Source organism: Homoserinimonas sedimenticola, from assembly GCF_026094475.1.
GTDB classification, from domain to species: domain Bacteria; phylum Actinomycetota; class Actinomycetes; order Actinomycetales; family Microbacteriaceae; genus Homoserinimonas; species Homoserinimonas sedimenticola.
In genome coordinates, this window is sequence record NZ_JAPELL010000001.1 from 1,468,482 (window position 1) to 1,485,033 (window position 16,552).

Sequence of the window (16,552 nt, forward strand, 5' to 3'; positions counted from 1 at the left end):
GACCTTCGGATCTGGAATTGCGTTCCACTATAGTTTGGAACGTGTGGAACGGTATTCCATAAACGGCTGGTGCGTCAACAGCAAGCGCGTCACTAATCGGCAACGGAGCGGAAGAGATGGACAAGCAGACCAGGGTCGGACTCATCGGAGCAGGCCTCATCGGCAAGGAACACGCCAAGTACCTCGGCATCGCATCCGGGGTCGAACTCGCGGCGATCGCCGACCCGACACCCGCCGCGCAGTCACTCGCGGAAGAACTCGGAGTGCCGCACTTCTCCGACTATGAGGCCCTCCTTGACTCGGGCCTCGTCGACGCCGTCATCGTCGCCCTGCCCAATGTCATGCACGCGGATGCCACGACCTCTGCCGTCGCGCGCGGCATTGTCGTGCTCGTGGAAAAGCCCATTGCCGACTCACTCGAGGACGGGCGACGCATCCTGGAAGCTGCGGAAGCAGCATCCGTTCCTGTGCTCGTGGGGCACCAGCGTCGCTACGCCCCCGACATCGCTGCGGCGAAGGCCTTCATCGAGGAGGGCGGACTCGGCACGATCGTCTCCGTCGCGATGCTCAGCACATGGCGCAAGCCCGACGAGTACTTCGAGGTCGAATGGCGTCGGCGCGTCGGCGGGGGGCCCGTGCTCATCAACCTCATTCACGACATCGACGTCATGCGTTACCTCGTGGGCGACATCGACTCGGTCACAGCCATGGGATCCTCCGCGATCCGCGGCTTCGAGGTCGCCGACACGGGCGGAGCCCTCTTCCGCTTCAGCAATGGGGCGATAGGCACCGCCTCCTTCAGCGACGCAGCCGCCTCTCCCTGGAACTGGGACCTCACCTCTGGTTCGGGCGCCTACTTTCCCCCACCCCCACCCGGAGACGCCTACTTCATCTCGGGCACCAAGGCATCCATCGCGCTCCCCTCGCTGACCGTCTACGAACACGAGGAGGGCAACCACTGGCAGGTGCCCATCCGCACCCGCACGCTCGAGCGGCGGGACACCAACCCCTACATCGCACAACTCGAGCACCTTGCCGCCGTAGTCAGAGGCGAGGCCGAGCCCGTCATCTCAGCCCGCGATGGCTTCCGGAGCCTCGCTGTCGCCGTCGCAGTGGACCAATCGCTGGCTACCTCGCCGGCCGTGAAAGTGGAGAAGTAATGGACCTCAGCAACTCGATCAACCCGCGCCTGGGCGCAGCACCCTGGCCCGGGAGGTTCCATGGTCGCGTCATCCTCGTCACGGGCGGGGCGGGCGGACTCGGCGGAAGCGCCACAGAGCGGCTTCGCGCCGAGGGGGCCATCGTCGTCAAGACCGACATCGCCATCGCGGAGGACAGGCTCGAGGATGACCACGCCGAGCTCGCGCTCGACGTGACCGACCCCGAGCGCTGGGCGCAGGTCGTCGCGACGGTCGTCGAACGCTACGGCCGGATCGACGGGCTGCTCATGGGCCACGGCTCGCAGGGCCCCGAGGCTCTCGTCGAGGATGTCCCCCGCGAAGGCTGGACTCGAACCCTCAATATCAACCTCGACTCCTGCTTCTACGGCCTCCAGGCCGTCATGCCCACCATGAAGGCGCAGCGCTACGGCAGGATCGCGGTGCTCTCCTCCATCGCGGGGCGTGAGGGGAACGCGTCCATGACGGCCTATTCGGTCTCGAAGGCCGGCGTCATCGCACTCGTGAAGTCGGTCGCGAAGGAGGTCGCTCCCGAAGGGATCGTCGTCAACGCCGTCGCCCCGTCGATGTTCGACACCCCGCTCCTCGCGCACCTCAGCCCCGAGCGCAATGCCATGCTGCTCTCCCGCGTGCCCATGGGACGAGTCGGCTATCCGCCCGAGTTCGCCGCACTCGCCGCGTGGCTGCTGTCGCCGGAGTGCAGCTACACGACGGGGCAGACGCTCGACCTCACGGGCGGTCGCTACTCGGGGGCGTAGCAGCCCCCTCCGCCTCTCAGGCCGATCGACCCGGGGTGGTCCGCGTCAGCTGCCGTAGGCGTCATCCAGTCGCTGGTGGTGCTCGATGCCCACGTGCCGAGTGAAGTCCGCGTAGCTGAGCTTCTGGGAGGCCCCCGAGAAGCCCTCCTGACGCAGTGCTTCCAGGGTGTCGATGGCCGCTCGCGTCGCAGCGAAGAGCGCGTCGAGAGGGTAGAAGACGATCGAGAACCCCAGGTCCTTGAGGTCGGAGGGGCTGAGCGACTCGGTTTCGTTACCCGTGACGATCGCGACGACCTTCGGCCCCTCGAGGCGCGCGCCGATGGCCTCCAGGTCTCGGATCGTCTTCACCCCGTCGATGAACGCGAGGTCGGCGCCCGCCTCGCGGTAGAGCTCGGCGCGGCGAATCGCCTCGTCCACTCCGGCCACGCCGAGCGCGTCGGTGCGCCCGATGAGCAGCAGATCTCGGTCGCCGCGTGCCTCGACAGCCGCTCGGATGTGGCGCGCACCCGTGCTCGATTCCATCAGTTTGATGCCCGACATCTGACCGCAGCGCTTCGGGCTCTCCTGGTCCTCGAGATGGAGGGCCGCGACATCCGCCCGGATGTACTCGTCGACGGTCCGCTCGATGTTGGACGGGCCGCCGTACCCATTGTCGGCGTCGGCGACGACGGGGATCGAGACCGCGCGGGTCATGTTCCTCGCATGGTCGGCCATCTCCGTCTGGGTGAGGAGACCGATGTCGGGACTCCCCAGCCGGGCAGCGGTGGCGCCGAACCCCGTCATGTAGACGGCGGGGAACCCCGCAGCCTCGACAAGTCGTGCTGTCAGCGGGTCCGCGGCGCCGGGCGCTTGGATGAGATCGCCCTGGTCGAGCAGACGGCGGAGTTTCGCGGCATTCGTCATTGAAGGTCCTTCGTTCCTTTGATTGGGTGGTTCGATCAGCCGACCGTGAGCCCGCCGTCGATGTTGATCGACTGCCCCGTCATGTAGTCGGATGCAGGCGACACCAGGAATTCGGCGAGGCCCGCGACATCCTCACTCGTCTGCGGTCGACCGAGCGGGACCGCGGAGGTGCGCGTCTTCCACGCCGTGCCGGTCTCCCAGCCGGCAACCGCCGACCACTCCTTGTCGATGAGCTTCCACATGTCGGTCTCGACAAGCCCGGGGCAGATCGCGTTGACGGTGATGTGGGGAGCGAGCGTCGCCGATGCACTGTGGGTCAGGCTGATCACGGCGGCCTTGCTTGCCCTGTAGTGCGGGATGATGGGCGCCATCGGACCCGCAGCGTAGCGTCCGGCGATCGACGCCATCGTGATGATCTTGCCCTTGGGTCGCCCCTCCGCGATCGGCTCCTGCGTCAGCATCTGCCGGGCGGCTGCCTGCATGGTGAGGAGCGTCCCCGTCACGTTGACGTTCATTGTGCGGTTCCAGTCGTCGGCTGTGACATCCAGGAACGGCTTCACCTGCACGATGCCCGCGTTGCAGATCATCGTCTCCAGGCTCCCGAACTCCTCGACGGCGGCGGCGACCAGGGCAGAGCAGTCCTCGGCAGAGGTGACGTCGGCGCGGACATGAATCGACTTCGCCCCGGATGCGCGGAGCTGCTCGGCAGCACTCGCGGCCTTCTGCTCGTCGATGTCGCTGATCACGAGGTTGGCGCCCCGGGCCGCGAGTCGCTGAGCCATGGCGAGGCCGATCCCTTGGCCGGATCCGGTGATGGCAATGGTCGTGTGTGTGAGTGATTGCACTTGCTATTTCCGCCTTTGGATGACTTGCGTGCCCGACCGGCACCCTTCTTGTATACAAGATTTGCGTCTGTAGGTGTACATCAAGCGCTCGATTCGTGTATACAAGTCTCAGCAAGCCGATCAAGGTCGATCTCTCGGAGGGAATCTCGGATGCCTCAGGAAGCCGTCGCCGGTTCCCTCGCGAACCGCGTGGCCACCCAGTTGCAGGACGCCATCGTCTCCGGCGCCCTGGACCTCGGCCAGGCCCTGTCGGAGGACTCCATCGCGGATGCACTCGACGTGAGCCGCACGCCCGTGCGGCAGGCCCTACAGCTCCTGCAGGCACGAGGACTCGTGCAGATCCGCCCCAAGGCCGGCACCTACGTCTTCGAGCCCACAGTCGAGCAGATCGCAGAGCTCACGGAATTCAGGGTCACGCTTGAGCGCCAGGCTGCGCTGTGGGCCTTCGAGCGGTCCCGAGCGGCGTCGGCCAAGACCCTCGCGCAGGTGGTGGAGACGATGGAACAGGCAATCGCCGACCGCGACATGCGCGCTTACGGTCGAGCGGACACGGCCTTCCACGAGGTCTTCTTCAAGGGCTGCGACAACTCCTACCTGTGGAACAGCTACACCTTCAACTTCGCTCAGGTCGCCGCCCTCCGCACACACCTCGCCGCCTACACGGAGGCAGAGCCGCTGCGCTCCTTCGAAGACCACAAGGCGATCCGCGACATCTTCGACTCGGGGCAGGCGAGCGAGCTCGAACCTATCCTCGCGCCCCACATTCTGCGGACCCGCGAGAACTACACGGCGACGCTCCGGCAACGGCAGGAGCGTCTCTCCGAAAGCCGGATAGAGCAGCTCCGGCGAGCGCTCGATCCCACCAGCTTCAGCCCAAAGAGGGGTCTGGAGTCAGCTCCACAGCGAGAGGAAACACAGTGAATACAGCACGCACGAGGCGCGCAAGCCGCCTTGCCACCGTCGGTGCGGTGGCGGCAGCCGCAATGGTGATCACCGGATGCTCGGGCTCCGGCGGGAACGCAGACGGCGAGACCTTCGACCTCACCTGGACGTCGTACACGACGCCCGAGGGTTACTACAGCATGGCCATGGACCGCTGGATCGAGATCGTCGAGGAGGAGACCGACGGTCGCGTCACGATCGAGCCCTTCTACTCGGGATCGCTCTGCGCCACGATGGACGGTCTCGCCTGCACGAAGGACGGCCGCGCCGACATCGCGTACACCTCGCCCGCCTTCCACCCGGCGGAGTTCCCCCTCGCAAACGTCGTCACGGTTCCGTTCGTCGCGAAGGACCCCGTCGCGCAGACCAAGACCGCAATGTCGCTCTTCGAGAACAATGAGGCCTACGCCTCCGAGTTCGAGGCCGAGGGTGTGCGCCCGCTGTACTTCGCTCCCGTGACCACCTCGATCCTCGGCACGACGAGCGAGGCCGACAGTTACGAGGACCTCGACGGGCTCTCCGTGCGCGGCACCGCCCGCATGCTCAAGGCCCTCGAGATAGCGGGAGCCAACCCGTCGGCCATCGCGGTGAGCGAGATCTACGAGTCGATCGAGAACGGCGTCATCGACGCCTGGTCGTCGACGGGCCTCGAGTCGGCGATCACCGAGTGGAACCTCGGTGAGGTCACCCCCTACATGACCGACACCCAGTCGGGCTCCTTCATCAACGTCGTCGCGATCATGAACGACGAGGTGTGGCAGTCACTCCCGTCCGACATCCAGGACATCATGACGGAGGCGAGCCAGGAGGTCTGGGGCGGCCTTGAGGGTGAATACCTCGAGGAGATCTTCGACACCACCTGCGACAAGGCGGCCGAGCAGGGCGTCGAGCTCAGCACGTGGTCTGACGCCGAGGCCGAGAAGTGGGCGGATGCCGTGGGAGACACCCTCGTCAACGACTGGAAGTCCGAGGCCGAGGCCGCAGGGGCTGAAGACGTCGACGCCTTCTACGAGGACTACCTGGCCGAGCTCGAGACCGCGACCGCCGAGAGCGACTACGTCGCTCCCGTCGAGTACTGCCTCTCCCGATAGAAAACGCTGATCATGGTCACACTGTGGAACCGGGTGTTCCGGCCGGCGACGAAATGGTTCGCCATCGTCTCGGCGGTGCTCTGCGGGGCTCTCGCGCTACTCCTCACGGCGGAAGTCGTGATGCGGGCGAGCACGGGGGGCTCCATCAGGGGGCTCTTCGAGATCGCCGAGCTCGGCCTTGTGATGACCGTGTTCCTCGGCCTCGCGCAGGCGGAGGTGAACGGCACGCACGTCCGCGTCACTCTCCTGACTGACCGGCTGCGGCCCGCCGTCGCCAACCGCCTGCGCGGGGTCGCGCTCCTACTCGCCTGCCTGTTCCTGGGCTGGATGAGCATTGAGCTCATCGAGAGAGCGATCGACTCCTTCATCGGTGGGGAGTACCGCACCGGCCTCCTCAACTTCCCCGTCTGGCCGTCGCGCGCCTTCGTCGCCTTCGGCACGAGCCTCCTGACCGTCGTCATGCTGGCCAAGTCGCTCGTCTACTTCACAGGCCACACGCCATCCGGCGCTGAGGCCGCGACCGAAGGGAGCACTGTCTGATGTCGGCAGAACTCATCGTCGTCATCACACTGGCGCTCTTCTTCCTCATGCTCGCGATTGAGGTGCCGGTGGCATTCGCCCTCGGTCTCTCGGGAGTCGTCGGCTCCGTCATGCTGCACTCGTTCCGGGTCGCCGACAGCGTGCTCGCGAACGTGCCCTTCGAGTCCACCGCGAAGTTCTCGCTCATCGTCATCCCGCTCTACATCATGCTCGGCGCCATGGCGACCCAGGCTCGAATACCAGAGCGCGTCTACTCGATGATCAATCGCGCGACCGGGCGATTCAAGGGTGGTCTCGCGGTCGCAACGATTGGAGCAAGCGGCGGATTCGCCGCGGTCTCCGGCTCGAGCGTCGCCACCGCCGCGACCCTCGGCAAGATCTCCGTGCACCAGATGATCCGCCACGGCTACTCGGCCCAACTCGCCACCGGAATCGTCGCCATCGGTGCAACGCTCGGCATCCTCATCCCGCCGAGCATCATCATGATCTTCTACTCGATCATGAGTGGCGAGTCGATCAGCGCACTCTTCGCTGCCGGCATCATTCCCGGCATCCTGTCGGCCATCGCCTATGTCGTGACCGCCCTCATCCTTCTGCGGCGCGACGGCCGTCGAGTGAGCGAGAACGAAGAGGTGCTCGCCGCCGTGGGCGCCCAGAACGGCAGCGAGACCGTCGCCGTCCCGGGGCGCCCCGCCACGAGCTCTCGGGCACGCACCGACGAACCCGAGGGCCGGCGTGACTCCCTGTTCTCGGAGTTCCGCAGCCTCGCCTGGCTCGCGATCATCGTCGCCGTCGTCGTGCTGAGCATCTTCACCGGTCTCACCACCCTCTCCGAGTCGGCCGCTGTTGCCGCAGTCGTGGCGACCATCGCCGTGGTCGCCGAGCACTTCCGCTCTGGAGTGCGCTCCGTGCTGGCCCGCATCCGAGATGGGCTCGCGGAGGCGGCATCCGTCACCAGCATGGCCTTCGCGGTCGTGGTCGGCGCCGCCATCTTCGCCTACTTCCTCGTCTCGGCCCGCGTGCCCAACGACCTCTCGCGAATGCTGACCGAGCTTGATGTGGCGCCCATCGTCGTCGTCATCCTGATCCTGCTCCTCATGATTCCGCTCGGGATGTTCCTCGACTCGCTCGCGGTCGTCGTGATCGTCGTGCCGATCGTCTACCCCACCGTCATCGAACTCGGGTTCGACGGGGTGTGGTTCGCGATCCTCCTCGTGAAGATGATTGAGATCGGGCTGCTCACACCACCCGTCGGCATGAACTGCTTCGTGATCTCGGGCGTGACGGGCATCAAACTCGAGACTGTCTTCAGGGGCGTGGCCCCCTTCCTCCTCTGCGAGGCCGTCGTCGTGGGGCTGCTGCTGCTGTTCCCGGACATCGTCATGTGGCTGCCCGAACTCATCGCGTCCTACCGATGAGCGGCATGCGCACGTCGATCGCGACGGTGTGCCTCAGCGGCACGCTCGAGCAGAAGCTCGCAGCATCCGCCGACGCCGGCTTCGACGGTGTGGAGATATTCGAACCTGACCTCATCGTCTCACCGCACACGCCAGAACAGATCCGCGATCTCGCGCACGAACTCGGCCTCACGCTCGACCTCTACCAGCCGCTGCGCGATATGGAGGGCGTGACAGAGGACGAGTTCGAGAGCAACCTGCGCCGAGCCGAGGCGAAGTTCCGCCTCATGAACCGCCTCGGGATCGACACAGTGCTCATGTGCAGCAACGTGGCGACCGCAACGATCGATGACGACCTGCTGGTCGTCGACCAGCTACGCCGCATCGGCGACCGCGCCGCCGCGCACGGCGTCCGGGTCGCCTATGAGGCACTCGCCTGGGGTCGGTACGTGAACGACTATGAGCACGTCAATTGGCTGGTCGAGGCCGCTGACCACCCACAGGTGGGGCAGTGTCTCGACAGCTTCCACATCCTTTCGCGCAACTGGGCACTCGAGCCGCTCGGACGGATGCGAGGAGAGAAGATCTTCTTCGTACAACTCGCCGACGCTCCCCTCCTCACCCTCGACGTGCTCTCCTGGAGCCGGCACCACCGCGTCTTCCCCGGCGAGGGGCAGTTCGACCTCGCCGCGTTCATGGGACAGCTCGTCCGCACGGGCTACGACGGCCCCGTCTCGCTCGAGATCTTCAACGACACGTTCCGCCAGTCCGACCCCTTCCGCACGGCAATCGACGGGATGCGCAGCCTCACCTGGCTGCAGGACCGGGCAACCCGCTGGCTGGCCTCTCGACCCGCGCCCCTCGTCTCCCACCTCGAGCTCGCAACCCTGCCCACCCCCGCCGAGCCGACGGGGTTCAACTTCGTCGAAGTGCGGTCCGACGTCTCACACCGACTTCGCGACGTGCTCACGCAACTCGGGTTCGAGGAGCGGGGACAGCATCGGAGCAAGCCCGTCGAGCTCTGGCAACAGGGCGACGCCCGAATCATCGTGAATGAGGTCGAGTCGGCCGTTGGGGAGCCCAGCGTCGCCGCACTCGGCTTCGACGTCGCCGAACCCCCTGCCTCCGTCGCCCGCGCGCTCTCGCTGCACGCCAGCCCCGTGCCACGCCAACAGGAGGAAGGGGAGGAGGAGCTGCACGGCGTGAGAGCTCCAGATTCCTCCGAGGTCTTCTTCAGCGGCGTCGATACCCACGGCTCCCCCGCCTGGGCGGGAGAGTTTGCCCGCGGCGCACGCTCGGCGCGCGCGGACGACCTCATCACCGGCATCGATCACGTCAATCTGGCCCAGCCGTGGCAGCACTTCGACGAGGCCGTCCTCTTCTACGAGAGCGTCTTGGGCCTGCACCCCCAGCCGACGCTGGAGGTCGCAGCCCCCATGGGCCTCGTTCGCAGCCAAGCAATGCGCACGCAGGATGGCGAGGTGCGGCTCGCTCTCAATTTGGCGCCGATTGCCGGGGCGATGCTCGAGCCCGCGATCCACCCGCAGCACGTCGCCTTTGCGTGCAAGGACATCATGGCGCTGGCCGAACAGGCGAGCGCGCGCGGGCTCGAGTTCCTCCCGATCCCGCAGAACTACTACGACGACCTCGCCGCGCGCTTCCCCCTTGAAGAAGCTGTGCTGCAGGACCTTCAACGACTGAACCTGCTGTATGACCGCGACGAGCACGGCGAGTTCCTGCACTTCTACACGGAGGCGGTAGGCCAGGTCTTTCTTGAGGTGGTCGAGCGGCGAGGAGGGTACGAAGGCTACGGAGCGGCCAACACGCCCGTGCGGCTGGCCGCGCAGCACCGGCGGCGCGACCGCGCCGCCTGAGCCCTCAGCCCTCAGCCCTCAGCCCTCAGCCCTCAGCCCTCGGCGGGCTACTCGAGCGGCGGCCTACTCGGCGGCGTGCGCCCCGTGCGACTCGGATGCTGCAGCCGCCCGCTTCGCTTCGCGCCGCTCCTTCGCACCCTCGACCAGGTAGTAGAGCGAGGGCAGCACGACAAGCGTCAGCAGGGTCGACGACACGAGCCCACCGATCACGACGATCGCGAGCGGCTGCGAGATGAAGCCGCCGTGGCCCGTCAAACCGATGCCGAGGGGCAGAAGCGCGAAGATCGTCGCGAGCGCCGTCATGAGGATCGGGCGGAGCCTCCGACTCGAGCCGTGCACGACTGCGTCGTACGCGCTCATCCCCTTCACACGGTACTGGTTGACGAGGTCGACGAGCACGATTGCGTTCGTCACGACGATGCCGATAAGCATGAGCACGCCGATGAGTGAGGGCACGCCGAGCGGGATGCCCGTGGCAACCTGCAGGGCGATCGCACCCGTCGCCGCGAACGGCACCGATACCAGCAGCAGGAGCGGCTGGCGCAGGCTCTTGAAGGTCGCCACCATCACCACGTAGACGATGAGGATCGCCACGAGCAGCGCGATTCCCAGCTGCTCGAACGCATCACCCTGCTGTGCCGTCACGCCGCCCAGCTCCGCCTCGGTGCCGGCCGGCAGGTCCAGCTCGTCGATCGCGGCTTGGATCGTCGCCGACGCCGTGCCGACATCATCCCCGTTCGGCGTCACGCTCACCGTCGCCGAGCGGACCCCGCGGATGGTCGTGATGCTCGCAGGCCCATCGACCTCCTCGACGCTCGCGATCGCCGTCAGTGGCACGAGCCCCGCCGCCGTGGGAACGCGGAAGTCGCGCAGCTCCTCGATCGTCTCCGGCGCCGTCGGGTTCTCGATGTAGATTGAGAGCGAGGTGTCGTCGATGACCACCGTGCCGACTGCCCGCGGCAGCATCGCCTGAGAGACGATTCCCCCCACCGCGATCTCGCTGAGACCACGCTCCGCGGCCTCCTCGCGGTCGACGATGACGGCGATGTAGGGCTGCGAGACAGAGAGATTGCTGGATGCCTCGGCCGTGACATCCAGGCCCCTCACCTCCTCGAGCACCGCCTCGGTCGCCTCACGCAGCGCCTCCTGACCCGGCGCTTGAATGTCGACATCGATGTCATTGGATGCGAAACCCGAACCCGACGTCGAGATCGAGAGCTCGCCCACATCGTCGAGCTCGGTGATGGCGGCACGAACATCTGCCTGCACCTGCTCCTGGTCGGCATCCGGGTCAGTCGTGATCGAGAACGTCGCGCCACCGCCCCCGCCGAACGCGGCCTGCAGGGAGCTCCCCGAGGAGCCGAGCGACAGTTGCACCGTCTCGACGCCCTCGACGCCGAAGAGAGCCTCCTCGACTTGCATGGCAGCCTCGTCCTGCGCCTCCAGGCTCGAGCCGAGCTCCAACTCCTGAGTCACCGTGAGCGTGTTCTGGCCGCTGTCGCCGATGAAGTTCGTCTTCATGAAGGGCAGCATCGCCACCGTGAGCAACAGCACCAGCACGGCCGCGCCGATCGTCAGCGCCGGACGCTTCAGAGTGAAACGGATGACCGGCAGGTAGCCCCGCTGCAGCCGTGACGGCTTCTCCAGCTCGTCGGCCTGCGCCGCGGCCGCGGCCGCCGCCTCACGGCGGGCGCGGCGCGACGGCACCGGCACGCCGGGGGTGAGCGCCTGGAGTGCCGCCGTGCTCGTGTCGACGTATTCGACGGGAGGCGCAGCATCCGCCTGTTCGCCCTTCTTGCGGGCCTTACGTTCGCGACGGGATGCCTCGCTCTCGTTGCCGAGGAACCAGTACGCCAGCACCGGCACGATCGTGAGCGAGACCAAGAGCGACGCGGCGAGCGCGATCGTCACCGTGAGGGCGAAGGGGCGGAACAGCTCACCCGTGATGTCCCCCACGAGCGCGAGCGGGAGGAACACCGCGACCGTCGTGACGGTCGCCGAGGTCACCGCGACGGCGACCTCCTTCACAGCGGACTGGATCGCCTCGAGCTTGTTCTCCCCCAGGCCGATGTGCCGCTTGATGTTCTCGATCACGACGATCGAGTCGTCCACGACACGGCCGACCGAGATCGTGAGCGCACCCAGCGTGATGATGTTGAGCGTGTAGCCGGAGGCCTGCATGCCGATGAAGGTGATGAGCACGGATGCCGGGATCGAGATCGCCGTGACCAGCGTCGACCGGATCGACAGCAGGAACACGAGGATCACAATCACCGCGAAGACGAGGCCCAGCACACCCTCCGTCGCAAGCGACTCGATCGACTGCTCGATGAAGGGCGCCTGATCGAACACGACGGTGAACTCGGTGCCCTCGCCGATCGCCGCCTCCAGTTCGGGGATCGCGTCCTGCACGGCGTTCGACACCGCCACCGTGTTGCCGGCCGGGGTCTTGGTGACGGCGATCGTCAGCGAGGGCTCCCCATTGACGCGCGAGATGCCCTCGACGGGGTTGTCGGTGATCGCGACATCCGCCACATCGGCGATCGTGACGGCCTCGCCCGCATCCGTCAGCACCCCCGAGAGCGGCAAGGCCGCGATCTCCTCGACCGAACTCAGACGTGAGCCCGCCTGCACGGAGAGGGTCTGATCACCCTCGGTGAGGTCGCCCGCCGGCAGCAGTACGCCGTTGGCATCGAGGGCATCCGTGATGTCGGCGTTGCTCGCGCCGACCGCTGCGAGCGCCGCACGGTCGGGCGTGATCGTCACCCGCTCGCCGATCGTGCCGAGCAGGCTCGCCTCGCGCACCCCCTCGAGAGACTGGATGTCGCTGAGGGTCGACGCCTCCAGGGAGGCGCTCAGCTCACGGATCTCCAGGTCGCTCGTCACCGCGATCTGAATCACGGGCAGGTCATCGACGGAACCCGTGATCACCTGCGGATCGACATCCTCAGGCAGGGTCGAGGAGATGCGGTTGATCGCCTGCGTGACCTTCTGTTCGGCGGTCGCCAGGTCGGTGCCGTACTCGAACGATGCCGAGACGGTCGAGATGTTGGTGCGGGATGTCGCGGTCGTCCCCTCGAGGCCGGCGACACCCTGAATCGCCGTCTCGATGGGGGTGCTGACATCCTCGTTCACGACCTCGGGTGCCGCCCCCGGGTAGGGGGTGACGACGACCAGCTGCGGGAACGAGACGGAAGGGATGAGCTCCTGCTTGAGGCTCGTCAACGAGATCGTGCCGAACACGGCCACGACGATCGTGACGAGCGCAATGAGCGCCCGGTTGCGCAGGCTGAAGACAGATAGCAGATGCACGGCACTCCCGGGGTCGCTGTGGTGCTTCCAGTATTTCAGGTCTCGGCGCCCGCGAGGCTGACAGCCCGCTACCCGCGGGTTGAGTAGCGAGCGCCAGCGAGCCCACCCCCGCGGGTTGAGTAGCGAGCGCCAGCGAGCGTATCGAAACCCGGCCGCCCGAACTCGCGGTTTCGATACGGCCCTGGCGGGCCTACTCAACCCGCGTCGGCGCGACGCGCAGGGGTTCGCCGCGGCGCACCTCGAGTCGCACCGTGATGCCCAGTCGCTCGAGGAAGCGCTCATCGTGACTGACCACGACGAGCGCGCCCTCAAAGCCGGCGAGTGCGTCGACGAGCCCGTCGACGCTCTCGAGGTCGAGGCTGTTGGTGGGCTCGTCGAGCAGGAGGAGCTGCGGCGCAGGGTCGGCGAGGAGGATGCGCGCGAGGCAGACCCGGAATCGCTCACCGCCCGAGAGCCCCGCCGCGGGCCGTTCGACCGCGTCACCGCGCAGGAGGAAGCGGGCCAACTGGGCCCGCAGTTCCCGGGGTTCTGCGTTCGGCGCGGCCGCCCGCACATTGTCGAGCACGCTCGCGTCGTCGTCGAGGATGTCGAGTCGCTGCGGCAGCACCCCGACGGCACCGATACGATGCCGCACGACGCAGCCAGCCTCACCCGGCCCGCGCGCGATCGCGGAGAGCAGCGTCGTCTTGCCCGCCCCGTTGTCGCCGAGTAGGGCGACGCGTTCAGGCCCGCGCAGCACGAAGGGCCGCGGCTCCGCGTCGAGCTCGAGCACCGTGCGGCCCGCCGGCACGCGCGTCTCCGGCAGCGAGATGCGGATGCTCGTGTCCGAGCGCACGCGCGCCTCCGCCTCCTCCACCGAGGCTTCCGCCCCCTCGACCCGCTGCGCCTGCACGCCCCGATGCCGACCCGCGGATGCCTCGGCGTTCGCCTTGCGCCGGCCCACGAGGATCTTCGGCAGTCCCCCGCGCTCCTGCGTCGCCCTCGCGAACTTCGCCCGACGCGCAAGCTTCTCCTCCGCCTCGATGCGCTGTCGACGCTCGGCCCTGAGCCGCTGCTCGGCGGAACGCAGCATCCGCTCGGCCGCGTCCTGCTCGCCGCGCAGGTACTCCTCGTACTCGCTGTACGTGCCGCCGAAGAGAGCGATCTCCCCCTGCCGCAGTTCGGCCGTGGCATCCATGAGGTCGAGCAGTTCGCGGTCGTGGCTTACGACGAGAAGCGTGCCGCGCCAGGCGCGGACGGCGTCGAAGAGCGCCTCGCGCGCCCGGCGGTCGAGGTTGTTGGTGGGTTCGTCGAGGAGCGAGAGGGTTGCGCCCTCAAGCCTCATTCGGGCGAGCCCGGCGATCATCACCTCGCCGCCGGAGAAGGATGCCACGGGGCGATCGAGCACGCCGGGGGTCTCGAGGTCGCCCGTGAAGCCGAGTTCGGCGAGCTCGGCGATCGCGCGCTCCTCCACATCCCAGCTCTCGCCGATCGTGTCGAACGCCTCCGGGTCGGCATCGCCCGCCTCAAGACGACGGAGCGCTTCGAGGACGGGCGCCACGCCGAGTACCTCGGCGAGGGAACGATTCGCGTCCAGCGCGACATCCTGCCGCAGGTAACCGACCACGCCATGGGTCACCACCGTGCCGGACGTCGGCGCGAGCTCACGCGCGATGAGGCGGAGCAGCGTCGACTTGCCGACGCCGTTGCGGCCGACGATGCCGGTGCGGCCGCGACCGAAGGAGGCGGTGAGGGAGGCGATGACGGGCGAGCCGTCGGGCCATGAGAAGGAGAGGTCGTGCAGGTCGATCGATGAAACGGCAGAGTTGTGATGAGCCACGGGGGCCTCCTGTTGTCAGCGTGTGCGCCGACCGGAGTGCCCCTCGCTACGCGGGTGGGGGTCCGTCAGCGCTAGGGCCGGGGAGAACCACCGCGGAGCTTCACCGATTCGTTCCGATCGTCGACAACAGGGAGGTCGATTGTTGCATGTCGGCCGCCGACAGGCAAGAAGCAGGACGGTGCGAGCCGAGCCCGCACCGCCCTTCATCCCGGCGTCCTTGAGAGATCGGACTGCCCGCACTAGACAGCGCCACTATCGATAGCCATACTATCTAGGTGCGTATCTCCGAACTCAGTGCCGCCAGCGGCGTCCCCGTCGCGACAATCAAGTACTACCTGCGCGAAGGGATGCTGGCCGCTGGCGAGAAGAGCTCGGCGACACAGGCCGACTACTCGGAGGCGCACGTCGCGCGCCTACGCCTGATCCGCGCCTTCATCGACATCGCGGGCCTCTCCATCGCCTCGGCTCGCGAGGTGCTCGCGGCCGTCGATGACGAGGGCCTCCACTTCGGCTACGCGGCAGCCATCGCCTCGCGGGCGCTGCCCACTCCCTCCGCGAGCACCGACCCGGGAGCCGAGGAGCTCATCGACGAGGTCGTCGCGGCACGGAGATGGTGCGTCTCCGCCGAGAACCCGGGCCGCGCGCTCGCGGCGCGGGTCGTGTCCGACTACCGGGCACTGGGGCGGGATGACCTGCTCGCGACGATCGACGTGTACGCGGAAGCGGCGGAACGCGTTGCCGCAGCAGACCTGCAGGCGGTCGCCGCCGCATCCGGACGCCCCGCCATGGCGGAGACCGTCGTGATCGGCACGGTGCTCGGGGACTCGCTGTTCTCGGGACTCCGCCGCATGGCCCATGAGGATGCTTCGGCCTCACGCTTCCCCATCACGGCCCCCACCGACATCCAACCGAAGGACGCATGATGACCGCGACAGTTCAGGCACCTCGCACGACCAGCGACCCGGAGGAGCGGGCACGCTGGCATCGGCCACTCCTCGTCATCGCCGCCCTCATGGGCATGCTCGCGGTCGTGAGCCTCGTCGGCCTCGTCGTCGATCCGCGCGAGGTGACGGGCCTGCCCCTCTGGGCGAAGCCGCTCAAGTTCGCCCTGTCGACGGCGATCTACGCGCTGACCCTCGCATGGCTCATCTCCCAGTTCACGCGTTTCACCCGCGCGGCACACCTTCTCGGCACCATAACGACGATCGCGCTCGCGATTGAGATGGTCATCATCACCGGTTTCGCCGCCACCGGCGAGACGAGCCACTTCAACGTATCGACGGGGTTGCACACGGCCGCCTGGGCCGTCATGGCGATCTCGATCGTCGCCGTGTGGGTCATCTCGCTCTTCGTCGCAGCGACCCTGCTGCGCACGCCCCTCGGCGACCCAGCCCGGGCGCTCGCCATCCGCTCCGGCGCGATCATCGGCGTCATCGGGCTCGCCCTCGCGTTCCTCATGACGGGACCGCAGGCCACGCAGCTCGAGAACTTCCAGGGAATCGTGGGCGCCCACACGGTGGGGCTCGCCGACGGGGGGCCCGGACTCCCCCTCCTGGGCTGGAGCACGGTCGGCGGCGACCTGCGCATTCCCCACTTCGTCGGGATGCACGCCCTGCAGGCCCTCCCCCTCCTCGCCTTCGGCCTCGAACTGCTGGGCAAGCGGACGCCGCGGCTCGCCTCCGCTGTCGTGCGGTGGCGTCTCGTGGCCATCGCCGCCGTCGCCTACGCGGGGCTGACCGCCCTCGTCACCTGGCAGGCCCTCATCGGGCAGCCCATCACGCGACCGGAGGGCGGCGCGCTCATCATCGGGGTCACCCTCGCTATCGGCACCGTCGCGGCTGCGCTGCTCGCCCTGCGGCGCCCCGCCGCCTAACGTCAGTCGAGTTGCCCACT

Annotated in this window: 13 protein-coding genes; 9 read left to right on the forward strand and 4 right to left on the reverse strand. The window is 67.6% G+C overall.

What is annotated here, in order from left to right; all coding sequences use genetic code 11:
* The first annotated feature begins 116 nt into the window (after positions 1-116).
* Together OH146_RS06845 and OH146_RS06850 are read left to right on the forward strand one after the other, a co-directional pair.
* Entirely contained in the window at positions 117-1,160 is a 1,044-nt protein-coding gene (locus OH146_RS06845) for a Gfo/Idh/MocA family protein (RefSeq protein WP_265158787.1), read from the forward strand.
* Complete coding sequence (locus OH146_RS06850; protein ID WP_265158789.1) at positions 1,160-1,936, forward strand: SDR family NAD(P)-dependent oxidoreductase; 777 nt, start codon at positions 1,160-1,162, stop codon at positions 1,934-1,936. Before OH146_RS06845 ends, OH146_RS06850 begins: the two co-directional genes overlap by 1 nt.
* Before the next feature lie 45 nt (positions 1,937-1,981).
* On the opposite strand, the gene OH146_RS06855 is transcribed toward OH146_RS06850, so the two are convergent.
* On the reverse strand, positions 1,982-2,839 hold the full coding sequence (locus OH146_RS06855; RefSeq protein WP_265158791.1) for an isocitrate lyase/PEP mutase family protein: 858 nt from the start codon (positions 2,837-2,839) through the stop codon (positions 1,982-1,984).
* Between the two features lie 35 nt (positions 2,840-2,874).
* Positions 2,875-3,684, reverse strand: coding sequence for an SDR family NAD(P)-dependent oxidoreductase (locus OH146_RS06860; protein ID WP_265158793.1), 810 nt, complete (start codon positions 3,682-3,684; stop codon positions 2,875-2,877).
* A gap of 150 nt (positions 3,685-3,834) precedes the next feature.
* On the opposite strand from OH146_RS06860, the gene OH146_RS06865 reads away from it, so the two are divergent.
* From OH146_RS06865 to OH146_RS06885, 5 genes are read left to right on the forward strand one after another with little or no spacing between them, the layout of a single operon-like run.
* Positions 3,835-4,605, forward strand: a complete 771-nt coding sequence (locus tag OH146_RS06865; protein WP_265158795.1) for a GntR family transcriptional regulator — start codon at positions 3,835-3,837, stop codon at positions 4,603-4,605.
* Positions 4,602-5,717 (forward strand): TRAP transporter substrate-binding protein DctP, encoded by a 1,116-nt coding sequence (gene dctP, locus OH146_RS06870; protein ID WP_265158797.1) that lies wholly within the window; start codon positions 4,602-4,604, stop codon positions 5,715-5,717. Before OH146_RS06865 ends, dctP begins: the two co-directional genes overlap by 4 nt.
* Positions 5,718-5,729: 12 nt before the next feature.
* Positions 5,730-6,257: a TRAP transporter small permease gene (locus tag OH146_RS06875; RefSeq protein WP_265158799.1), complete on the forward strand. Its 528-nt coding sequence runs from the start codon at positions 5,730-5,732 to the stop codon at positions 6,255-6,257.
* A complete protein-coding gene (locus OH146_RS06880) occupies positions 6,257-7,675 on the forward strand; it encodes a TRAP transporter large permease (RefSeq protein WP_265158803.1) in 1,419 nt (472 codons plus the stop codon). The genes OH146_RS06875 and OH146_RS06880 overlap by 1 nt, the downstream gene beginning before the upstream one ends.
* 5 nt (positions 7,676-7,680) lie before the next feature.
* Positions 7,681-9,528 carry a bifunctional sugar phosphate isomerase/epimerase/4-hydroxyphenylpyruvate dioxygenase family protein gene (locus OH146_RS06885; protein WP_265158806.1) on the forward strand — a complete coding sequence of 616 codons (1,848 nt, stop codon included), beginning with the start codon at positions 7,681-7,683 and terminating at the stop codon, positions 9,526-9,528.
* A gap of 63 nt (positions 9,529-9,591) precedes the next feature.
* On the opposite strand, the gene OH146_RS06890 is transcribed toward OH146_RS06885, so the two are convergent.
* Complete coding sequence (locus OH146_RS06890) at positions 9,592-12,840, reverse strand: efflux RND transporter permease subunit (protein ID WP_265158808.1); 3,249 nt, start codon at positions 12,838-12,840, stop codon at positions 9,592-9,594.
* A gap of 190 nt (positions 12,841-13,030) precedes the next feature.
* Entirely contained in the window at positions 13,031-14,659 is a 1,629-nt protein-coding gene (locus OH146_RS06895) for an ABC-F family ATP-binding cassette domain-containing protein (RefSeq protein ID WP_265158810.1), read from the reverse strand.
* 275 nt (positions 14,660-14,934) lie between these two features.
* Here OH146_RS06895 and OH146_RS06900 point away from each other — a divergent pair, with 275 nt between their 5' ends.
* Both OH146_RS06900 and OH146_RS06905 read left to right on the forward strand, forming a co-directional pair.
* A complete protein-coding gene (locus OH146_RS06900; protein WP_265158812.1) occupies positions 14,935-15,582 on the forward strand; it encodes a MerR family transcriptional regulator in 648 nt (215 codons plus the stop codon).
* Complete coding sequence (locus OH146_RS06905; RefSeq protein ID WP_265158814.1) at positions 15,582-16,532, forward strand: hypothetical protein; 951 nt, start codon at positions 15,582-15,584, stop codon at positions 16,530-16,532. The genes OH146_RS06900 and OH146_RS06905 overlap by 1 nt, the downstream gene beginning before the upstream one ends.
* The last annotated feature ends 20 nt before the right edge of the window (positions 16,533-16,552 follow it).

Excerpts from the sequence above, each read along its gene's own strand:
- OH146_RS06875 (WP_265158799.1), top strand. The coding sequence starts at position 5,730 with ATGGTCACACTGTGGAACCGGGTGTTCCGGCCGGCGACGAAATGGTTC.
- OH146_RS06845 (WP_265158787.1), top strand. The coding sequence starts at position 117 with ATGGACAAGCAGACCAGGGTCGGACTCATCGGAGCAGGCCTCATCGGC.
- OH146_RS06905 (WP_265158814.1), top strand. The coding sequence starts at position 15,582 with ATGACCGCGACAGTTCAGGCACCTCGCACGACCAGCGACCCGGAGGAG.
- OH146_RS06865 (WP_265158795.1), top strand. The coding sequence starts at position 3,835 with ATGCCTCAGGAAGCCGTCGCCGGTTCCCTCGCGAACCGCGTGGCCACC.
- OH146_RS06885 (WP_265158806.1), top strand. The coding sequence starts at position 7,681 with ATGCGCACGTCGATCGCGACGGTGTGCCTCAGCGGCACGCTCGAGCAG.
- OH146_RS06880 (WP_265158803.1), top strand. The coding sequence starts at position 6,257 with ATGTCGGCAGAACTCATCGTCGTCATCACACTGGCGCTCTTCTTCCTC.
- OH146_RS06855 (WP_265158791.1), bottom strand. The coding sequence starts at position 2,839 with ATGACGAATGCCGCGAAACTCCGCCGTCTGCTCGACCAGGGCGATCTC.
- OH146_RS06850 (WP_265158789.1), top strand. The coding sequence starts at position 1,160 with ATGGACCTCAGCAACTCGATCAACCCGCGCCTGGGCGCAGCACCCTGG.